10 protein-coding genes and 1 pseudogene are annotated in these 18576 nt (G+C 51.2%); 5 read left to right on the top strand and 6 right to left on the bottom strand.

Features of this window, described 5'->3' with window-relative positions; genetic code table 11:
- Positions 1-47: 47 nt before the first annotated feature.
- Both rpe and AC0L73_RS10355 read left to right on the top strand, forming a co-directional pair.
- On the top strand, positions 48-713 hold the full coding sequence (rpe, locus tag AC0L73_RS10360; RefSeq protein ID WP_227948299.1) for a ribulose-phosphate 3-epimerase: 666 nt from the start codon (positions 48-50) through the stop codon (positions 711-713).
- Entirely contained in the window at positions 710-2362 is a 1653-nt protein-coding gene (locus tag AC0L73_RS10355) for a heparinase II/III family protein (protein ID WP_473653694.1), read from the top strand. Before rpe ends, AC0L73_RS10355 begins: the two co-directional genes overlap by 4 nt.
- A gap of 3 nt (positions 2363-2365) precedes the next feature.
- On the opposite strand, the gene AC0L73_RS10350 is transcribed toward AC0L73_RS10355, so the two are convergent.
- Positions 2366-3676, bottom strand: coding sequence for a nucleotide sugar dehydrogenase (locus AC0L73_RS10350; protein WP_227948301.1), 1311 nt, complete (start codon positions 3674-3676; stop codon positions 2366-2368).
- A 158-nt stretch (positions 3677-3834) separates the two neighbouring features.
- On the opposite strand from AC0L73_RS10350, the pseudogene purH reads away from it, so the two are divergent.
- Together purH and AC0L73_RS10340 are read left to right on the top strand one after the other, a co-directional pair.
- Positions 3835-5434, top strand: a pseudogene (gene purH / locus AC0L73_RS10345) (bifunctional phosphoribosylaminoimidazolecarboxamide formyltransferase/IMP cyclohydrolase).
- A 25-nt stretch (positions 5435-5459) separates the two neighbouring features.
- Positions 5460-5774 carry a YbjQ family protein gene (locus tag AC0L73_RS10340; protein ID WP_227948303.1) on the top strand — a complete coding sequence of 105 codons (315 nt, stop codon included), beginning with the start codon at positions 5460-5462 and terminating at the stop codon, positions 5772-5774.
- A 3-nt stretch (positions 5775-5777) separates the two neighbouring features.
- Here the strand turns inward: AC0L73_RS10340 and AC0L73_RS10335 are convergent, their stop codons facing one another.
- The 5 genes from AC0L73_RS10335 to AC0L73_RS10315 form a co-directional block, all read right to left on the bottom strand.
- Positions 5778-7136 (bottom strand): MFS transporter, encoded by a 1359-nt coding sequence (locus AC0L73_RS10335; protein WP_473653693.1) that lies wholly within the window; start codon positions 7134-7136, stop codon positions 5778-5780.
- A gap of 65 nt (positions 7137-7201) precedes the next feature.
- Positions 7202-12037, bottom strand: a complete 4836-nt coding sequence (locus AC0L73_RS10330) for an NAD-glutamate dehydrogenase (RefSeq protein ID WP_227948305.1) — start codon at positions 12035-12037, stop codon at positions 7202-7204.
- 397 nt (positions 12038-12434) lie between these two features.
- Entirely contained in the window at positions 12435-13625 is a 1191-nt protein-coding gene (locus tag AC0L73_RS10325) for a hypothetical protein (RefSeq protein WP_473653692.1), read from the bottom strand.
- 2 nt (positions 13626-13627) lie between these two features.
- The gene (locus tag AC0L73_RS10320; RefSeq protein ID WP_227948307.1) at positions 13628-14425 is read right to left on the bottom strand and encodes a metallophosphoesterase family protein; all 798 of its coding nucleotides are present in this window, start codon (positions 14423-14425) and stop codon (positions 13628-13630) included.
- A 239-nt stretch (positions 14426-14664) separates the two neighbouring features.
- Positions 14665-15021 carry a hypothetical protein gene (locus tag AC0L73_RS10315; protein ID WP_227948308.1) on the bottom strand — a complete coding sequence of 119 codons (357 nt, stop codon included), beginning with the start codon at positions 15019-15021 and terminating at the stop codon, positions 14665-14667.
- 832 nt (positions 15022-15853) lie between these two features.
- Between AC0L73_RS10315 and AC0L73_RS10310 the strand changes: the two genes are divergently transcribed.
- Positions 15854-18565: a LamG-like jellyroll fold domain-containing protein gene (locus tag AC0L73_RS10310; protein ID WP_473653691.1), complete on the top strand. Its 2712-nt coding sequence runs from the start codon at positions 15854-15856 to the stop codon at positions 18563-18565.
- Positions 18566-18576: the final 11 nt, after the last annotated feature.

The following is an 18576-nucleotide window of genomic DNA, read 5'->3' as shown; positions in this document are numbered from 1 at the left end:
GCTTAACTGGCGCCACTGCAGAAAATATTTTGGTTGAAGGACCCCTTATGCGTAAACCGGTCAGAATATCCCCTTCCATCCTTGCGGCTGATTTTGCAAAACTTGGCGAGGAAGTCAGTAATGTCGCGAAAGCCGGCGCTGATTTTATCCATGTCGATGTCATGGATGGCCATTTCGTCCCAAATATCAGTTTTGGACCCGCGGTGACCAAATCCGTGCGTGGCTACACGGATATCCCGTTTGATTGCCATCTGATGATTACCCCGGTCGATCCCTTTATCACTGAATTTGTTGACGCGGGCGCGAATATTATTACCCTGCATCAGGAAGCTGGCCCACATCTGCATCGCAGCCTGCAGCTCATTAAATCCCATGGCGTCAAGGCTGGGGTTTCTCTGAACCCGTCGACACCGGCGGCAACGCTGGAACATGTGATGGATGAGGTTGACCTTATTCTGGTGATGAGCGTCAATCCCGGGTTTGGCGGGCAGAAATTTATCCCCTCCCAGCTTGATAAAATCCGCACTCTACGTGAGATGATCGACGCCTCCGGGCGGGATATCGATCTGGAGGTCGACGGCGGAATTAATGCCGAGACAGCCCCACTGGTGATTGAGGCGGGCGCGGATCTTCTGGTCGCGGGAAGTGCGGTCTTCAAGGGCGGTCCCGAACAATATGCTGCCAATATAAACGCGGTGCTGGGCCGGACATGAGCAAAGCCGCGTTAACGCCTGCGAAAGGAGGCTTACCATCGCGGCGACTGATTTCCGATGTGATATACGCAAGCGGAGCGTATCAAGCACTTTTAAAAAGTCGGGTGCCAAAGCGCCTTGTCCATACACCCGTTGAAATTTTCCCGGGTAATGGGGAACGGGCGGACAGCATCTATCAAGGGCATTTCGAATTTGCCGGCTTCAGTCTGGAGCAAGATGATCAGGTGCCTTGGGAAGCAGAGAGCATGCCCCTCGCCTGGCACAAGGAATTACACCAATTTGGTTGGATTCGGGATTTCTACGCCAACGGGACAGAAGCGGCACGACGCCATTCGCGCGCGCTAATCCTTTCCTGGATCGAAAAATTTGACGGCTATCGTCCTTATGTTTGGGACGAGGATGTGCTGGCCCATCGGCTTATCTCCTGGTTTTGTTACAGCAGCATCCTTCTCGAGGAAGAGAAAAGTGAATTCAATTTCAAATTCCTCCGGTCCTTGCGCCGCCAATATATCCATTTAGGCCGCATTACCAAAAATAAACCGGAGGGCGAAGACAGGGTAGCAAGCTGGCAAGCTTTGCTATATGGCGCGCTTTCCTTCCCGGATATGGGTAAAAGCAGCGGGAAATACCTCGCCTCCCTGGAAGCGGAACTAAGCCGCGTCGTCCTGGCTGACGGTTGCCATATCTCCCGAAATCCGGAACGCCATCTGATCCTGATCGGTGATCTTATTGGCATTCGTAATACGCTAATGGCCGCGAACGAGATGGTGCCCGTTGCAATCAATAACGCGATCGACAGATTGGCCCCGGCGATCCGTTTTTTCCAACATGGCGACGGTCGTCTGGCGCTCTTTAACGGGGGCCTCAAACTGCCGGAAGGCTATTGCGATAATATTCTCTCCCTCTCCGATGCAACAGGACGTGCGCCGCAGCGCTTTCCGCAAGGCGGGTTCGAACGGATTAAGGCGGGCCGTGCCTTGTTGATACTGGAAAGCGGAGAAGGCGGACGTCGCGCAGGCGAGCAATCCCATGCCGGGCTCATGAGTTTTGAATTCAGCTATGGACGGGAACGGTTGATCGTGAATTGCGGGGCTGTTCGTGATCCGGAATCAGCTTGGGGCAATGCGCTCGCGGCGACTGCGGCGCATTCAACACTTGGCTTTGATAATATCAATGCCGTTTTCCCGGCCCGCCACGCGTCCGGGGAAGAACATAAACTTGCCGTCCGCAATGAGGATGAGGGAAATATTTGGCTTGATCTGGAAAGCAACGGCTATCTCGATACGGTTGGCGTTCTTCATCGCCGGCGGCTATATCTGGACGCCAGCGGCATGGCACTCCGTGGGGAGGACCAGATCATCCCGGAAAGAATGCCGCCCTCCGGCCGATCCCATTTCAGCCTGCGCTTTCACCTGCATCCGGAATTGAGCATATCAAGGAGTGCAAGCGGGAAGAATATCTTGATCCGCACGCCAAGCGGCACGGGATGGAAGTTCCTGACGGCCGCGCCGCGGTTATCGCTAGAAGAAAGCGTCTATTGCAGCGAACCCGGGGAACGCCGTCATAATCAGCAGATCGTGATTTCAGGCCAGCTTATCGATCAAGAGCCAATCCTGATCAAATGGGCGATGACCCGTCTTTCAGACTAAAAATTAAAGCTGCCAGCGCTTTATTTGCGGTGAAAATTCAGTATCGCGCCAAATTCCCTTTACATCGGCGACCAATCCATCCCCGCCCATCATCTCTTCCAGCGCCGCTGGCGACAGATCACGGTAAACGGAATGGGCAACAGCCCCCACTATAGCGTTATAGCCGCTCAAATCAGAAAGGCTTTCGATAAGATCGATGCCGAGGAACTGCTGCGCCTCATCCTTATCAGCGAGTGGATCATGCACATCAACTTCATGCCCATGATCGCGCAGCACCTGAATGATATCGACAACCTTGGTGTTGCGAAGGTCCGGGACATTTTCCTTAAAGGTCACACCGAGGACGAGGATCTTGCTTTTACCGTTAAGATTTTCATGGATGCTGTCGGCGATGAACTTGCCCATATTCTCGTTAATCCGGCGACCGGTCAGGATAAGATCGGCAAAATGGCCAACCTCGTTGGCCCGATGCGCGAGGTAAAAGGGATCTACGCCGATGCAATGTCCACCAACAAGACCCGGTGTAAAATTAAGGAAATTCCATTTCGTGCCCGCCGTTTCGAGAACGTCATAGGCAGAAATGCCAAGTTTCTGGAAAATCATCGTCGCTTCATTGACGAAGGCAATATTGATATCGCGCTGCGCATTCTCGATCACCTTCGCCGCTTCGGCGGTTTTGATGTTACGCGCGCGATAGGTGCCGCCTGTCGTCGCGGAGCCATAAATATCAGCGAGAATATCAGTCACTTCTTCGGTCTGACCGGAGACAACCTTGATAATTTTATCGACTGTATGGACCTTGTCGCCGGGGTTAATCCGCTCCGGTGAATAACCAAGGTAAAAATCCTCTCCAGATTTCAGGCCGGAGGTTTCCTCCAATATCGGGCCGCAGACATCTTCCGTCACACCCGGATAGACCGTGCTTTCTATGACAACGATTGCGCCTTTTTTTAGAACTGGTCCAACCGCGGTGCAAGCACCTTTCAGCGGGCTCAGATCAGGCTTGTCGTTGTCATCCACGGGTGTCGGTACAGTTACAATATGTACATCGGCATCGCGCGTGTCGTTAATATCCGTCGTGAAGCGGACACTGCTGGCCCGCAAGGCAGGTGTATCGATTTCCATCGTCCGGTCATGGCCATGGCGAAGTTCTTCAACCCGATCTTTATTGACGTCAAAGCCAACTACGTCAAAGCTCTTCGCCAGCGCCACGGCAAGCGGTAACCCGACATAGCCTAGGCCTACAATCGAAAGTTTTGTCTTGCCGCTTACCTTGTCGCCGCCCTTCAGGGCCGCCGGTGCTGAATTCGCCATAGGATATACTGTCCTGTAAAAAAAATGGGTCCGTTGTTTGGTAACGTCGAGATAGTAGTTTGTCCAAGTTTTTTTCGTTAAAAGGTTCCGCAAATTCGTGTTGCGTGCTATAGGGCGCATACTCCCGCAACACCTGTTTTAGAGGATGTATTTCATCGATGTCCCGCACCGATCTGCAACCTGTTTCCCGTGCCCTTATTTCCGTTTCCGATAAATCCGGTCTGGTCGATCTCGGAAAGGCGCTGGCGGCACTTAATGTTGAAATTCTTTCTACTGGCGGCAGCGCCAAAATGTTGATGGACGCCGGCGTTAAAGTGACCGAAGTCGCTGATCATACCGGCTTTCCGGAAATGATGGACGGCCGGGTTAAAACACTGCATCCAACAATCCATGGCGGAATTCTCGCGCTGCGCGATAACCCAGACCATATAAAAGCGATGACGGATCATGAGATCGGCGGCATTGATCTGGTCGTCGTCAATCTCTATCCGTTTGAAGAAACAGTTGCCAAGGGCGCAGATTTCCATACCTGCATCGAGAATATCGATATCGGTGGCCCCGCCATGATCCGATCTGCTGCCAAGAATTACGGCTTCGTCAACGTCGTCGTCGATGCGAGTGACTATCAAGCTGTCATTGATGAACTTACGGAGACCAGCGGAAAAACAAGCATCGAGCTTCGCAAAAAACTCGCCGCGAAAGCCTATGCCCGCACCGGTGCCTATGACGCAGCAATCTCCAACTGGTACGCTGCGCAACTTGGCGAGACTTATCCCGACCGTCTGGTCCTTGCTGGATCGCGCCAACAAATTTTGCGCTATGGGGAAAATCCGCATCAATCTGCTGCTTTTTATGCCAATGATGAAAAGCGCACCGGTGTCACGACAGCAACGCAGGTACAAGGGAAGGAACTTTCCTACAATAACTTCAACGATACCGACGCTGCGTTCGAACTGGTCGCGGAATTCGATCCGAAGGTAAGCGGTCCGGCCTGTGCCATTATCAAACATGCTAACCCATGCGGGGTTGCGACGGCACAAACTCTCGCGGAAGCTTATAAAACCGCGTTCGCCTGCGATACGACGTCGGCCTTCGGCGGGATTATCGCGCTTAACCAGACTTTGGACGCGGCAACCGCCGAAGAGATCGTCAAAATTTTCACCGAGGTGATCATTGCGCCCGATGCAGATGAAGCCGCGAAGGAAATTATCGCAGCGAAGAAGAACCTCCGCCTGTTGCTGACTGGCGGCTTGCCCGATCCAAGTATTCCGGGGCGGCTCGTGAAGTCGCTGGCAAGCGGCTATCTCATTCAGGATCGCGACAATGCGCTGACTGCCTTGCCTGAGTTGAAGGTTGTCACCAAGCGCGCGCCAAGCGATCAGGAAATGAAGGACCTCAGATTCGCCTTCACCGTCGCCAAACATGTGAAGTCGAATGCCATTGTCTATGTTCGGGATGGCGCCACGGTCGGTGTCGGTGCCGGGCAGATGAGCCGGGTCGATCTCGTCGAAAATCGCCGCCAGTAAATCATTGGAGGCCGCGCAGAATGCGGGTGAGACAATCGCTTGGGCAGAAGGCTCTGTCGTTGCTTCCGATGCGTTCTTCCCATTCGCGGACGGCTTGCTCGCGGCGGCGGAGGCGGGGGCGACAGCGGTGATCCAGCCGGGCGGCTCCATGCGCGACGATGAAGTGATTGCCGCCGCAGATGAGGCCGGGCTTGCCATGGTCTTTACCGGCATGCGACATTTCCGCCATTAAGTTTTCTGGTTAAAGGAGCACGGCAATGATTATTACCACAACCGGATCCGTTGAGGGACACACAATCGCCTCCTACCTGGGTGTTGTTGGTGGCGAGGCCGTCATGGGCTCCAATTTTATCCGCGATTTCTTCGCGCGGGTGTCCGATACGCTCGGCGGACGGTCCGGTGCCTATCAGAAGGAAATCCGCAATGCCCGCGCCCATGCGCTTTCAGATATGAAAGAGGAGGCCGCCGAAATCGGCGCCGATGCCATTGTCGGGATCAGTCTCGACGTCGAGGTGATCGGCGACAGTATGTTGATGGTCACGGTGTCTGGCACCGCTGTCAAACTGGCCTAGTCTCTATTCATGCTCCGGCTCACGCACGAAACTCATCAATGCCGCGCCGATCATCAGAAGTGAAAAAATCACAATCATCGCCGGGCGCTGCTGCCCGGTTAGAGAAGTAACAATCCCGATCAAAAGTGGGGCGACAAATGCCGTTGCCTTACCGGAAAGCGCGAAGAGACCAAAAAACTCCCCTGCCTTTTCTAGTGGAGCCATGCGCGCAATGAGAGTCCGGCTCGCGGCCTGGGCAGGTCCGAAGAAAAAGCCCATGATGAAGGCAAAGACCATGAAGACCATCTCGGCCGGGCTGGCGAATAAGGCGCCCCCCTCTACCGGCATGGCAGCGGGCAGCCCGAACAGAACCTGACCATCGCTGATTGATAATACCCCGACAGATGCAAAGGCGAGTCCAAGAACGGAAATAACAATTGTCGGTTTCGAGCCGAGCCTATCATCTAACGCCCCACCGATAAAACACCCGGCAATTGCAAAGAAATTGATCAGTATTCCGAAGATACCTAGTTCGGTCGTACCCCATTTAAAGAGACCCGCGGCATAAATCCCGGAAAACCCGATAAGGGCAAGGATGCCATCGTTATAGAACATCCGGGCAATCAGAAAGTAGACAACATTGCGGAAGTTCTTCAATGACCGAAGTGTTGTCATCAGGGCGTTCAGACCCTGCCGCACAGCCTCCCGCTTTGGTAAGTCGCTCGCTGGTCGATCCGGTGTGAACAATAGCATCGGAATAATAAATACCATTAGCCATATAGCGGCCATCGGCCCGGTGATCCGATCAGGTTCATGCAGGGCTTTGCTGAGGCCGAAGAGCGGTACTTCCGGCAACGAAAAACCGAGCAGTACAATAAAGAGGGCGATCAGCCCCCCGATATAGCCAAGGCCCCAACCAAAGCCGCTTAAACGGCCCATACGCTGTGGCGGCACAAGTGTCGGAAGCATCGAATTGTTAAAGACAATGCTGAACTCCACCCCGATCGTACCGACGACAATGCCTGCCAATATCCAGAATATGCCACTTTGCATGCCCGGTACGGCCCACCAGAGTGAGAACGCTCCAATTGCGCAGAGGATGGAGAAGATTAAGATCCAAGGCTTTCGCGCACCGCCCGCATCGGCGATGGAACCAAACACAGGGCTTAAAATCGCAATCAGTATCCCGGCAATCGCCTGGGTATAGCCCCAGTATGCCTGCCCTTCCGCAGGACTGGACGCCACGAATGACGTGAAATAGGGCGCGAAAATGAAGGTGGTGACGACGGTAAAGAAGGGCTGGTTCGCCCAGTCAAACAACGCCCAGGAAAACTTCCCGAGCTTGCCTGCCTCCTTTGGCGCCCCCTCACTGATAAAGCTCATGCCGTCTCCCTTACCTTCAACCCCGTAGACGACGTCACGCTACGACAATGAACCAGATTAGACAATCATGTAATCATCGCGCGAAATTGCTGATTGGCAAAAACAAGCTTTGAGATATCCAGCGCACCAGCTGATCTCAGCTCCTTAATCATTTCCGCAGATCGCTTGATTCTTGTCTGGTTATTACCGCGCCAGAAATCGAAAGCTTCCCGTCCCTTATGGCCGTTGGCGCCGCCAAAAACCGAAGTGGTAATTGCCCGTTGCTGACCGTAAAGATCGTCGATGATTGCCGTGATAGCGAGCCGGTCCCAATTATTATCCGGCTCGATCGTTTCGGCAGCGCTGCGCAACCAGTCAAGATTGAGCTCCGCACCAACGGCAAAATAAACTTCCCCAACCTCCGTGATCGGTCGGCCGGAAGTCTTGCCCGCCTGGATAACATCGAGAGAGGAACGAAGCGGCCCCAGCGCCGCGATCCGACGCGCAAGTGGTTCCGGCACCCCGTCCGCGACCAACTGGTTCGCGCGGGAGACAAAGCGGTTTTTACCTTCCTCACTCAACAGGCCGTCGAGACCCTTTTCGAGCTTGCGCATATCGGTCGCCAGCCCCTTAACCTCATCGGCAATATTATCCTCTTGAGAAAGATGACGCAGGCACCAAAGTGTGGCGCGGCGTGCCAGTTTCTGGATGACATCAATCATTCGACCTTGAATGTCCGTACTGACTTTGTTGTCGAGCGCCTCAATCCCGGACCAGAGTTTTTCAAGATCGAACACCGCACAGACGATGGCAAATGCCCGCGCAACATCTTCCGCCTTGCAGCCTTGCTCTTCGCGCATCTGCAAAACGAAAGTCGGGCCGCCCCGGTTAACCAGCTGATTAACGATAATCGTCGTGATAATTTCCCGGCGCAAGCGGTGACTTGCCACATACGGGGCATATTTCTCGCGAAGTTGTGGCGGGAAATACTGAGCCAACCACGTATCATAATAAGGATCATCCGGCAGCTTTGTCTCAAGGATATCCTCATAAAGCGTCATCTTCGCATAGGCGAGAAGTACCGACATTTCCGGCCGTGGAAAGCCGATATTGGCTGCTTGGCGATGCGCAATCTCCTCATCATCCGGCAGGTTTTCTACTGCCCGATCAAGCCGACCCTTCTTTTCAAGATCGCGCATGAAAAGAACATCATCGGTGAAGTTATCAACGCTCTGCCTCTCCGCCGTTGTCAGCGCCTGTGTTTGAAGGTAGTTGTCCATCAGGACATGATCACCGACATCTTCCGTCATATCCACAAGCAGGCGATCCCGCTGCTTTTCCGTCATTTCACCGTCATCAAGAACGGCGCGAAGCAGGATCTTGATATTTACTTCATGGTCAGAGCAATCAACCCCTGCGGAGTTATCGATGGCATCCGTGTTCAAGCGCCCACCATTGAGCGCATATTCGATCCGACCGAGCTGCGTCACCCCGAGGTTGCCACCCTCTCCGATAACTTTTGCGCGCACTTCCTTACCATTGACGCGAATGGAATCATTTGCGCGATCCCCCACATCGCCATTGCTCTGATGTGTGGATTTTATATATGTACCGATCCCACCAAACCAAAGCAGATCCACCTTCATCTTCAAAATGGCAACCATCAACTCATTTGGCGTTATTGTATCTGCCTTAATGTCGAGAAGTTTCTTGATTTCGGGCGTCAGGGAGACGGATTTGGCCTTGCGGTCAAAGATACCGCCGCCTGTTGAGATCAACTTGGGATTATAGTCTTCCCATGAAGAGCGAGGCAGGGCGAACATGCGCTCGCGCTCCTTAAAGCTTTTCGCGGTGTCCGGTGTTGGGTCAATAAAGATGTTCCGATGATCGAAGGCGGCGACAAGCCGAATTTTTTTCGACAGCAGCATCCCGTTGCCAAAAACATCGCCGGACATGTCGCCAATACCCGCCACGTCAAATTCCTGAGACTGGGTATCAACACCCATTTCCCGGAAATGGCGCTTCACCGATTCCCATGCACCGCGCGCGGTAATGCCCATTTTCTTATGGTCATACCCCGCCGCACCACCGGAAGCGAAGCCATCCCCGAGCCAGAAGCCATAGGAAATGGCCACTTCATTCGCGATGTCCGAGAAGGTTGCCGTTCCCTTGTCCGCCGCAACGACGAGGTAGGGGTCATCGCCATCATGTCGGATGACATTTTCCGGTGGCACCACGTCACTACCGACATAGTTATCCGTAATATCCAACAGACCGGAGATGAAAATCTTGTAGCAGTTGATGCCTTCCGCGAGATATTCCTCCCGCGTACCAGTTGTCGGAAGGTTCTTAGGATAAAACCCGCCCTTGGAGCCGACCGGAACGATAACCGTGTTTTTTACCATTTGGGCTTTCATCAGGCCGAGAACCTCTGTCCTGAAATCCTCCCGCCGGTCCGACCAGCGCAATCCCCCGCGGGCAACCTTGCCACCGCGCAGATGCACGCCCTCAACCCTTGGACTGTACACGAATATCTCAACGAATGGCCGCGGAAGGGGAAGCTCGTCCAGCTTCTGACTATCCAGCTTGAACGAATAATAAGGTTTTCCCTGTTCGTCCTGACAGCCCTGAAAAACATTCGTTCGCAGGGTGTTGACGATCAGATTAACGAAACGGCGCAGAATTCTGTCTTCATCAAGGCTGGTAACCTCATCCAGCAGGAGCCATATCTTCTCCACGATGCGAGCAACATTTTCGTCCCTTACGCCGTCCTTTGCAGGATCGCAACGGGCGTGAAACAACTCGATTAGTCGACGGGACGTTTCTGGATTGCCCGACAATGTGTTCATCATATAGGTCTGACTGAATGTGATACCGGCCTGACGCAGATATTTCGCATAGGCACGCAGCACGACAACACTCGACCAATCAAGCCCGGCGCGCATCACCAAACGGTTGAACCCGTCATTCTCCATACTGCCAGTCCAGACGCGACGGAAAGTCTCTTCGAATTTTGCTTTCAAATCATGCAGGTCCAGCGCATAGCCGCCGGGTTCGATCAACTCAAAATCATGGATCCACACTTTGCCGTCAAGTTCATCCGAGGCCACAAGATACGGGTTTTCAGAGAGTACCTTGAGTCCCATATTCTCCAGCATCGGCAGGCAATCGGACAGCGTCAGTGGTGTCTCTCGGCTATAGACCTTGAAGCGGACCTTGTTTTCCGGATCCTCTACCCAGCGATAGAGATTAAGGCCAAGTTCCTTGGATTTTAAAACCGCGTCAATTTTCTCAATATCATAGAGAGCCAGATCCGCATTGAAGCGTTCCTTATAACCGGCAGGAAAAGCATTGCCATAGCGTGAGCGGAGGCGAAGACCCTTTTCTTCACCCCATTTTTCCAACAAAACATCCATAAGATCATCGGCCCAATCGCGAGAGGCCTCGATCAGGCGACGTTCCAGTTCCTCTTCTTCGACGACGGGCTTATGCTTGCTTTTAAGAGAAATGATATAGTGAATTCGCGCAAGCACGTCATCGCCAACAAGAGCGTAATGAGATGACAGCGAACCATTATGCTCTTCGGCCAACAGTTCACCGAATTTTCGGCGCAGGTCCGTATTGAACTTTTCCCGTGGAATATAAACGATGACCGAGACAAATCTCTCGAACCGGTCCCGCCGCAGCAGCACGCCAATACGCGGCCTTTCCTGCAGCGACATGATCCGCGTTGCGTTTTCACACAGGTCGTCAACTGAAATCTGGAAGAGCTCATCACGCGGATAGCTCTCCAGAATATGGGTGAAGGCCTTCTCATCATGGCTGTTTTTCTGGAAACCCGCCAGATCCAGTGTCTGGTTTACCTTGCGCCGCAAATAGGGGATATCCCGGGGTATCCGGTTATAGGCGGCAGAGGTGAACAGTCCTGTAAAGCGCTGCTCCCCGATAACCTCTCCCTTGTCATTGAATTTTTTCACGCCCACATAATCAAGATGGACGGCGCGATGAACAGTGGATCGGACGTTGGCCTTGGTGACAATGATCAATTCACGGCGGCGAAGGAAATCCTTTACCTCCGGTGACATCTCTGTCCCGCCGGTCATGATCCGCCGCGTCGGATCGCGCAAAACACCAAGACCCGAACCGTCGACCAGTTTCCATTTGTCGGACCGGCCTTTGCCGTCAGAGGCAAATTCAAACTCCCGATACCCCAGGAATGTAAAATGGTCGTCCGACATCCATTGTAACAGGGCCAGCGCCTCATCGATTTCTTCTTTATCCAACGGTGGCGGGTTCTTTTTCAGGTTCTTGCTAATAGCATCGACCTTGGCGAGAACCGGTTTCCAATCGGCAACCGAAATGCGGACATCATCCAGGGTTTCCTGAAGACTTTTCTCAATTTCCTTTAGCACTTTCGGATCAGACTGCTCGTCAATCTCGAAATGCATGATGCTTTCACGGATGGCTTTTTTCTTATCCTTCGGTTCACCTGCATAAGTCTGAACACGATTCCCATCGGCATCACGTTCTGTATAAACTACCGGATGGATAACCTGATGAACGGTGAGACCACGCCGGTTTAGCGCCGCCGTCACACTGTCGACAAGGAAAGGCATGTCATCATTGACAATTTCAATGACCGAATGGGTTGTCTTCCATCCATGTTCCTCAAGATCGGGAGTAAAAACTCGAAGCTTTGTTTTTCCCGGAGTTCTTTGCGAAGCAAATTTATACAGAGAAATGGCCGAGCCATAGAGATGCTCCGGCGCGATCCCGATAAGGTCTTCCGGCGCCGGGCGCTCATAGAAAAGACGCACAAAGTTTATTGCATCGGCCGCTGTTTTCTTGTCTAGCCGGCCTTCAACTATTCCGAGAATTTTATCAACATGCTCTAACTTGAGATCTTGCGCCTTTGCGACCATTTTCTGAATCCCACTTCTTCAGATTTTGCAGTAATATTTACCAAGATTGACAATATATGCTTAAATTATCGATTAAGAGTTAATTTGCAACGAATTATAGTAAATAAAATTTCGTCATTTTTTCAATGTGTTATTTGAATGCTGCTATGAAATTTGCATATTTGGACCGATGATTGGCGGATTATTGGAGCAATGACCCGCTCAAGAGGTTTTCATATGCGGGGTAACACGCAAGGCATAGCCCGTCAGTAAGTATCCGCCCTTACATTAGAGAATTATCTTGTAAAAATAACGAACGTTTGCCTAATAATTTCACGGCCAAATTGCACCAGATATGCCCCCATGCCACCTGCCGGTCGGTTTTGATTTTAGGTCTGGGGAAAGTCCGATCAACTAGCTACTCACAGCCCGGCTCATCCTTTGCTATTTTATAAAGATGAGTTGCATAGGGGCCAAAATTATCCCGGAAAGATCTTGTGTCAGGAGAGAGTTCACGCGCCTCATCAAGCACTTCAATTCGATCAGTATTGAGGCCCTCCGGAAGACTGAACGACACTTCAGCAGGAAATTTACTGAGCGAGCCTGCAAAAATGTAGAGATGACAGTCATCCTGTTTCACCAGCGCAGAGACATGATTATAGGCATTTGAAACTGGCTTAACCGAGACGGCGTCCAGTAGATTTTCGCTTTTCAAAACACCTGCCAGACTTTGCAGGCGTTGATTGATCGCCGTAATGGCATCCCGCAAGGCTAAATTATCCAGAAGAGACGCCTCGACAAATGTCGGAACAAACTCATGTACGAAATAAATGATCCCCTTCGCCCCGTGAATAATGCTGAGCCAGACGAGGCTTCGAACCTGGTCTCCTGTGAGCGTTATCTCAGGATTTGAAACCCGGCTCGCCTCGATAACACTCCAGACAGGCTTTCTACCTCCCGACCAGCCAATCAGCCGATCGACGCCGCGGGCGACATAATCCAGACGTCCGCGGATCGCGGCATCCCGGTGCGAAACGGGGTAAATATCAAATGAAAGAATATCCGCCGCCCTTACATAGTCTTCATAGTCCTCCGGATGGTTGGTCCGTGTGCCGCGTCCATGCCATTGATCCCAAGCAACCCCCTGCCCAAGGTTTAGAAGAATTGGTCTTTTCGGATCGCGCGCCTTCATTTCCTGATAATGCTGCAACAGGAAGTCGGGAGGAACCGGCGGACCAAGTCCGCCTCCGGTACGGGCCTGCGCATTGTCTGGCTCATCCGGCATCATCCATCCGGCAATAATGTCGCGGTACTTTTCCTGCAGCGCGAGGTCATTCTGAGGCGTAAAAACGGGCATGTTCGCCGCCTGTAATTGCATCAGCTGCCGTTTTGTCGGACCATCCCAAAGACCGGCGTAGAAATTTATCCCAATAGTTTTATAGCGTGCCGCATTTATCGGATCCTGTAGCCAGACCCCCACGGGAAATACGTCAGGCTGATCCAGGAACCGGGCGGGCGAGAAGTCTTCTTGTTGCGCAAGGACTGAATGAAATGGAATGACAGCAAGGGAGGAAAGAAGAGCCGGTAACAATAAAAGACGAAACCGCACCCTCATAGGATTTCCTTGGATTCCCCTTCGAGAACAAGACAGGTCAGTATATTTGAATAAAAGGCCCCCGTATCGATTCCAATACGGTTTTCCTTGAACTCCGGCTCCGGAATGATGCTGTGCCCATGCACGATAACCTTGTCGAAAAGTCCCGTATGCTCCAAAAATTCGTCGCGGATCCACAGAAGATCATGCTCTTTCTGATCATCGAGGGCTCGATCGGGCTCAATTCCGGCATGAACAAAAAGGTAATCGCCCATCATGTAGCTCGCTTCAAGTGAGCTTATGAATTGCAAATGGGAATCAGGAAGGTTCTTTTTAAGCTTTTTTCCTGCCTCCCTGATCTTTTCTTCCGTCATTGCAGCAAGAGGCAGGTCAATGCCATAACTTCTAAGCGTTGCATCGCCCCCGTAATGGAGCCAGCGCTTGCCCCTCATCGGTCCTTGCAGAAAGGACGTCATCGCTGACTCATGATTTCCTTTCAGCGTAATAACATTCATATCTGATTTTTTAAGCTCAATCAGCATATCGAGAACGCCGGAGCTATCGGGTCCACGATCCACATAGTCTCCGAGAAAAATAAGATGTGCCGCCATCTCTTTTCGCTGCGCCTGGTCTGCGGCGATCCGCTCCAGCAAGGAGGAGAGAAGATCCTTACGACCGTGAATATCGCCAATCACGTAGGCGCGATGGCCGTCGGGCATCTTTGCCGCTCCAACTGAAACAAGCGACGACGGCTCGGTTTCGCACTCTTCCACCGATCGTCTGGAGATAAACTTGTTAAGCCTGGCTAAAGGCATTCAATTCCTCTTTCAGTTTTGCAGCGTCGAGAAATAAATTTCCCATCAATTTCCACCCCCCAAGGCTAGCGCCATCGACTAAGGAATTCCACTTACAAGAACGTGAACAGCCAAAAAAAGTGGCGGTCTTTCGACCACCACTCTATATAGGTACTTATATGGTACTTTTGAAGCGCTGCCCGTGAAAGCCTTGCTTCATGTTAAAAATTTGCTTTTTAAAATTCCGTCTGTATTTAAACTCACTGTTCCCAGTTCGAAATTGCCGCCTTACGGCGGCGGCCAAGCCAGAAAATTGCGCCCAACGCTCCGCCAAACAATAGTAGGGCTGGCGACAGGGGAACCAAATTCAAAAGCCCGTCACTTGCCGCATTCTCAACTATGCTACTTGTCGTCTGATCCTGAACAAGAGCGAAAGCCGCAGCCTGATGCGTGGAAGCCGCCGCCCCCGACTCGATAGGTCGGTTGACACTGGTGACGCCCGCAACAACCGTGTCGGCTGCATTTCCGTCAAGCGCAAGAGGCGCGCCGACGGCAACAGATACATATGCGAACAGCAGGGTCAGCATTGTCACTGTAATTTTACGAAAAACCACCATTTCACTCCCGGTTACGGTGCCGGTTCAATCTTCACCGGCAATTAGGATTACTTCCAATTGCCTACATGAATATGATGGCGCGCAAGATCGTGCATCCCTCATATGGGGTATGGTTCTAAATAAATTTCAGCCAACACAAGAAATATGCCTTGCCGTAAAATTATAATGACAAAAAATTTGTCACATTTTCCCGCATAACGCGGCAATGCGCCCTAGAATAAGACCCGTTTGATCCAATAGTGGTCGCCCCTATTTCGTTGGTTGAAACGTAAATAAAAATATGTTTGACGCCCTACAATATATTCAAAAAAAAATATCAAGACGGAGGACAATAATTGGCCAAACTAAAAGGCAAGTTTGACTCATATTATTTGTAAAAATACTGTCTCAAAAATGAAGATATCTTATTATTAACAAAAAATTTACCTATAACTACATTTTATTAAATAAAAAAATCGTTTTCTAAGAAAAAATACCAATATTAATAAAAGGTTTATAAACAAATTGCCACAAAATTCCCCCTCAAGTGCCATAATGTGGCCTTATTCATAGAGATACTGGCATCATCGTAGATTTTTTGAATGAATTCGACTTTGCAAGTTTGATGATACTTTCAAGAAGAAGAAAATTTTAAATATTTATGAACTTTTTGTTAATATTGAGCAAAATGCTCGAGTAAAGATTAAGAAATTAATTTCATGTTAATAAATATACTGTCTATTGGACGCACTGTAAAAATGGCTGAAGTATTAAAGAGTTATAGTAAAAGTGCTGCTGATTTTCAGATTTAATTAATTCCGGACTATTCTGGTAAAGAGCGAGCAAAAATAAAATGGCAAACACGACAATTACAGTCTCTAATAGCGCGCAACTCAGTGCAGCACTTAGTAGCGCCACCGGTGGCGAAACTATTGTTTTGAACAGCGGCTACTATGGCGACTTAAATATATACAATGCGAACTTCAGTTCAGAAGTGACGATCACTTCCGCCAACCCCGATAATATGGCGGTTTTCGAGACGATCACTTTTAATAATTCTTCAAACCTTACGCTTGATGCGATTGAGGTGGATTTCAACCCCACGGTCAATACATACTCGCATGAAAGCGGCGTACTGATTTCAAATTCGTCAGATATCACGATCCGCAACTCTCACGTAGAGGGCGACGTCGCCACACAGGACGGTGTCGGCAGCGTTGCTGGATATCCTGTTGGCCGTGGTATCACAGCCGAATATTCCCAGAATATAACTTTTGAGAACAACGACATCTCATACTTCCAGAAGGGCATTATCCTTATCGAAGCTGAGAATATCGATATCCTCAACAACTCGATCGAGAACCTTCGCCTTTCCCATATTGCTGGCGCAGATGTTCATGATGTAAATATTGATGGTAACTATCTTGGTGCCGTAACGCCTTACAACTATGGCGGCACAGGCGACCATGGCGACTACATCCATTTCTGGATTAACACCGGGCAGTCGCAGAACAGCAGCGACATCTCCATCACCAACAACTTCTTCGCAGAGGCCGAAGGTGACCGGATGATGGGCGTCTATCTTGAAGATCACTGGGGTGAGAGCGCCTCTTTCGAAGATGTCGTTATTGACAACAACGTTTTCCACCTTGCCGACCATCAGTCCATACTGGTCGAAGGCGCCCAGGGTATCGACATTACCAACAACACCATGTTGCAGAGTAGCGGCGAGCCAAATGATGCGCCGGGCGTTGTCTTGTCATTGGGTGTTTCCGGTGCAGTAATCACGGACAATATCTTCTCTGCCCCGATCGCCGAACTTACCAGCGATATTCAGATTGTCTCGGAATCGAACAACATCATTGTTCAGAACACTAACCCGAACGGCAGCAACTATGTCGGCGATCTTTTCGTCAACGCGCTGTCCTATAACCCAAGTCTTGCCGACTTGCAGGAAGCATATAACCTGAACACAGGCGCAGACCTGACTGAAGCCGGTACTGGCGCGTCTAGCGGTGGAAATAACAATACGCCGGAAGAGCCTGTTGACGAAACTCCGGATGAGCCTGTTGACGAGACTCCCGATGAGCCCGTTGATGAGACTCCGGAAGAGCCAGTTGATGAAACCCCGGAAGAACCTAGCACCCCAGTTCCGCCAACGGATGATAATACGGAACCGACAACACCTGTTGAAACGTCTGTACTCATCAACGCGGCAATGAACGGTTCTGCTGCGAATGCGGCCGACGCGAATAGCAACGATGACACGGTTTCAAACAGTGTCTCCTTCGAACAGGTTGGAAACCGGGCTGCGGCGAAACTGAATGATGGAGTTATTATCTATGACGCCAACGACAAGTTTATCAATAACGAAGCCTACACCCTGACCTTCGATTTCAAGAAGGAAGCCGGCGCGGAAGATGCATCGGGATATGCGATCTATTATTCCTCCAGCTTCGTTGTGAAAATCAATGCCGACTCGATTATGGCAGCAGTTGTAACGTCAAACGGCACGAGCTGGGTCACCATCGATGATGTCGACGTCAACAACACAGACTGGCATCAGATGACTTTGACCTTCTCCGGAGAGGCTGGCGAAGCAGTTTTCTACGTCGATGGCGAAGAAGTCGCGATGGTCTCCGGGCTTGAAGGTGCGACCCAGACTGGGAGTGCCTGGCATGACTTCTATGTCGGTGGCGAATTCGGCGATTCATTCGACGGCCTAGTCGACAATGTAATGTTTGCCCAAGGCGCCATCACGGCGGATCAGGCGACAGAAGCATACGAGGCGATGCTGGACGGCACCGAAACGCCGGAAGAGCCCGTTGATGAAACTCCGGAAGAGCCCGTTGATGAGACGCCGGACGAGCCCGTTGACGAAACTCCGGAAGAGCCGGAAGAACCCGAAGAACCTGTCGACGATGGCACCGGTAACACGGATATTCCTTCTCTGGATGACGAGCTTGAAATTGCTGCTCTTGATGAGTCTGCCGCCAATATTGGTGACGGAATAATTAATCTTGGAATGGACGATGAATATTTCGGGATGGATGATTTCACGGCAAGCATCACTTTCTCATTGGATGGACTTGATGACGGCCGCCAGAGACTGCTTTGGAACCATACCAACTATGGCGTTCAGATCGAAGACGACGACCTTGTTGTCTATTTCTCTGAGGATGGCGGTCAGTTAAAGGTCTATACCTTTGCGAATGCCATTACGGATACGGACTGGCATGACGTTCAGTTAGTGCTTGATGATGACGCGGACACCTTCTCGATATTCCTGGATGGTCAAGCCCTGCAGGTCGATAACGCCGTTACTGGCAGCGTCGCAGATGCCTCATGGTGGAATGTAACCGTCGGCGGGACCGAGTTCCAGAACACGGATGAGTTCCAGGGCAAGATTGCCGACTACTCGATTATCGACGAGGCTCTTTATATCGATGAAAGTCAGTCAGTTTACGAACGGACAGCCTATATTGACTCTCACGATGACCTAAACGGGTCAAGCCTCGACGTCATTGGCGTTGCCTTGACGGAAGATTCACTAGACTTTGCCTAAGGCTTTAGCAA

The sequence above is a fragment of the Sneathiella sp. D3-11 genome (assembly GCF_055809395.1).
This window is presented reverse-complemented; position numbering and strand designations above follow the sequence as displayed.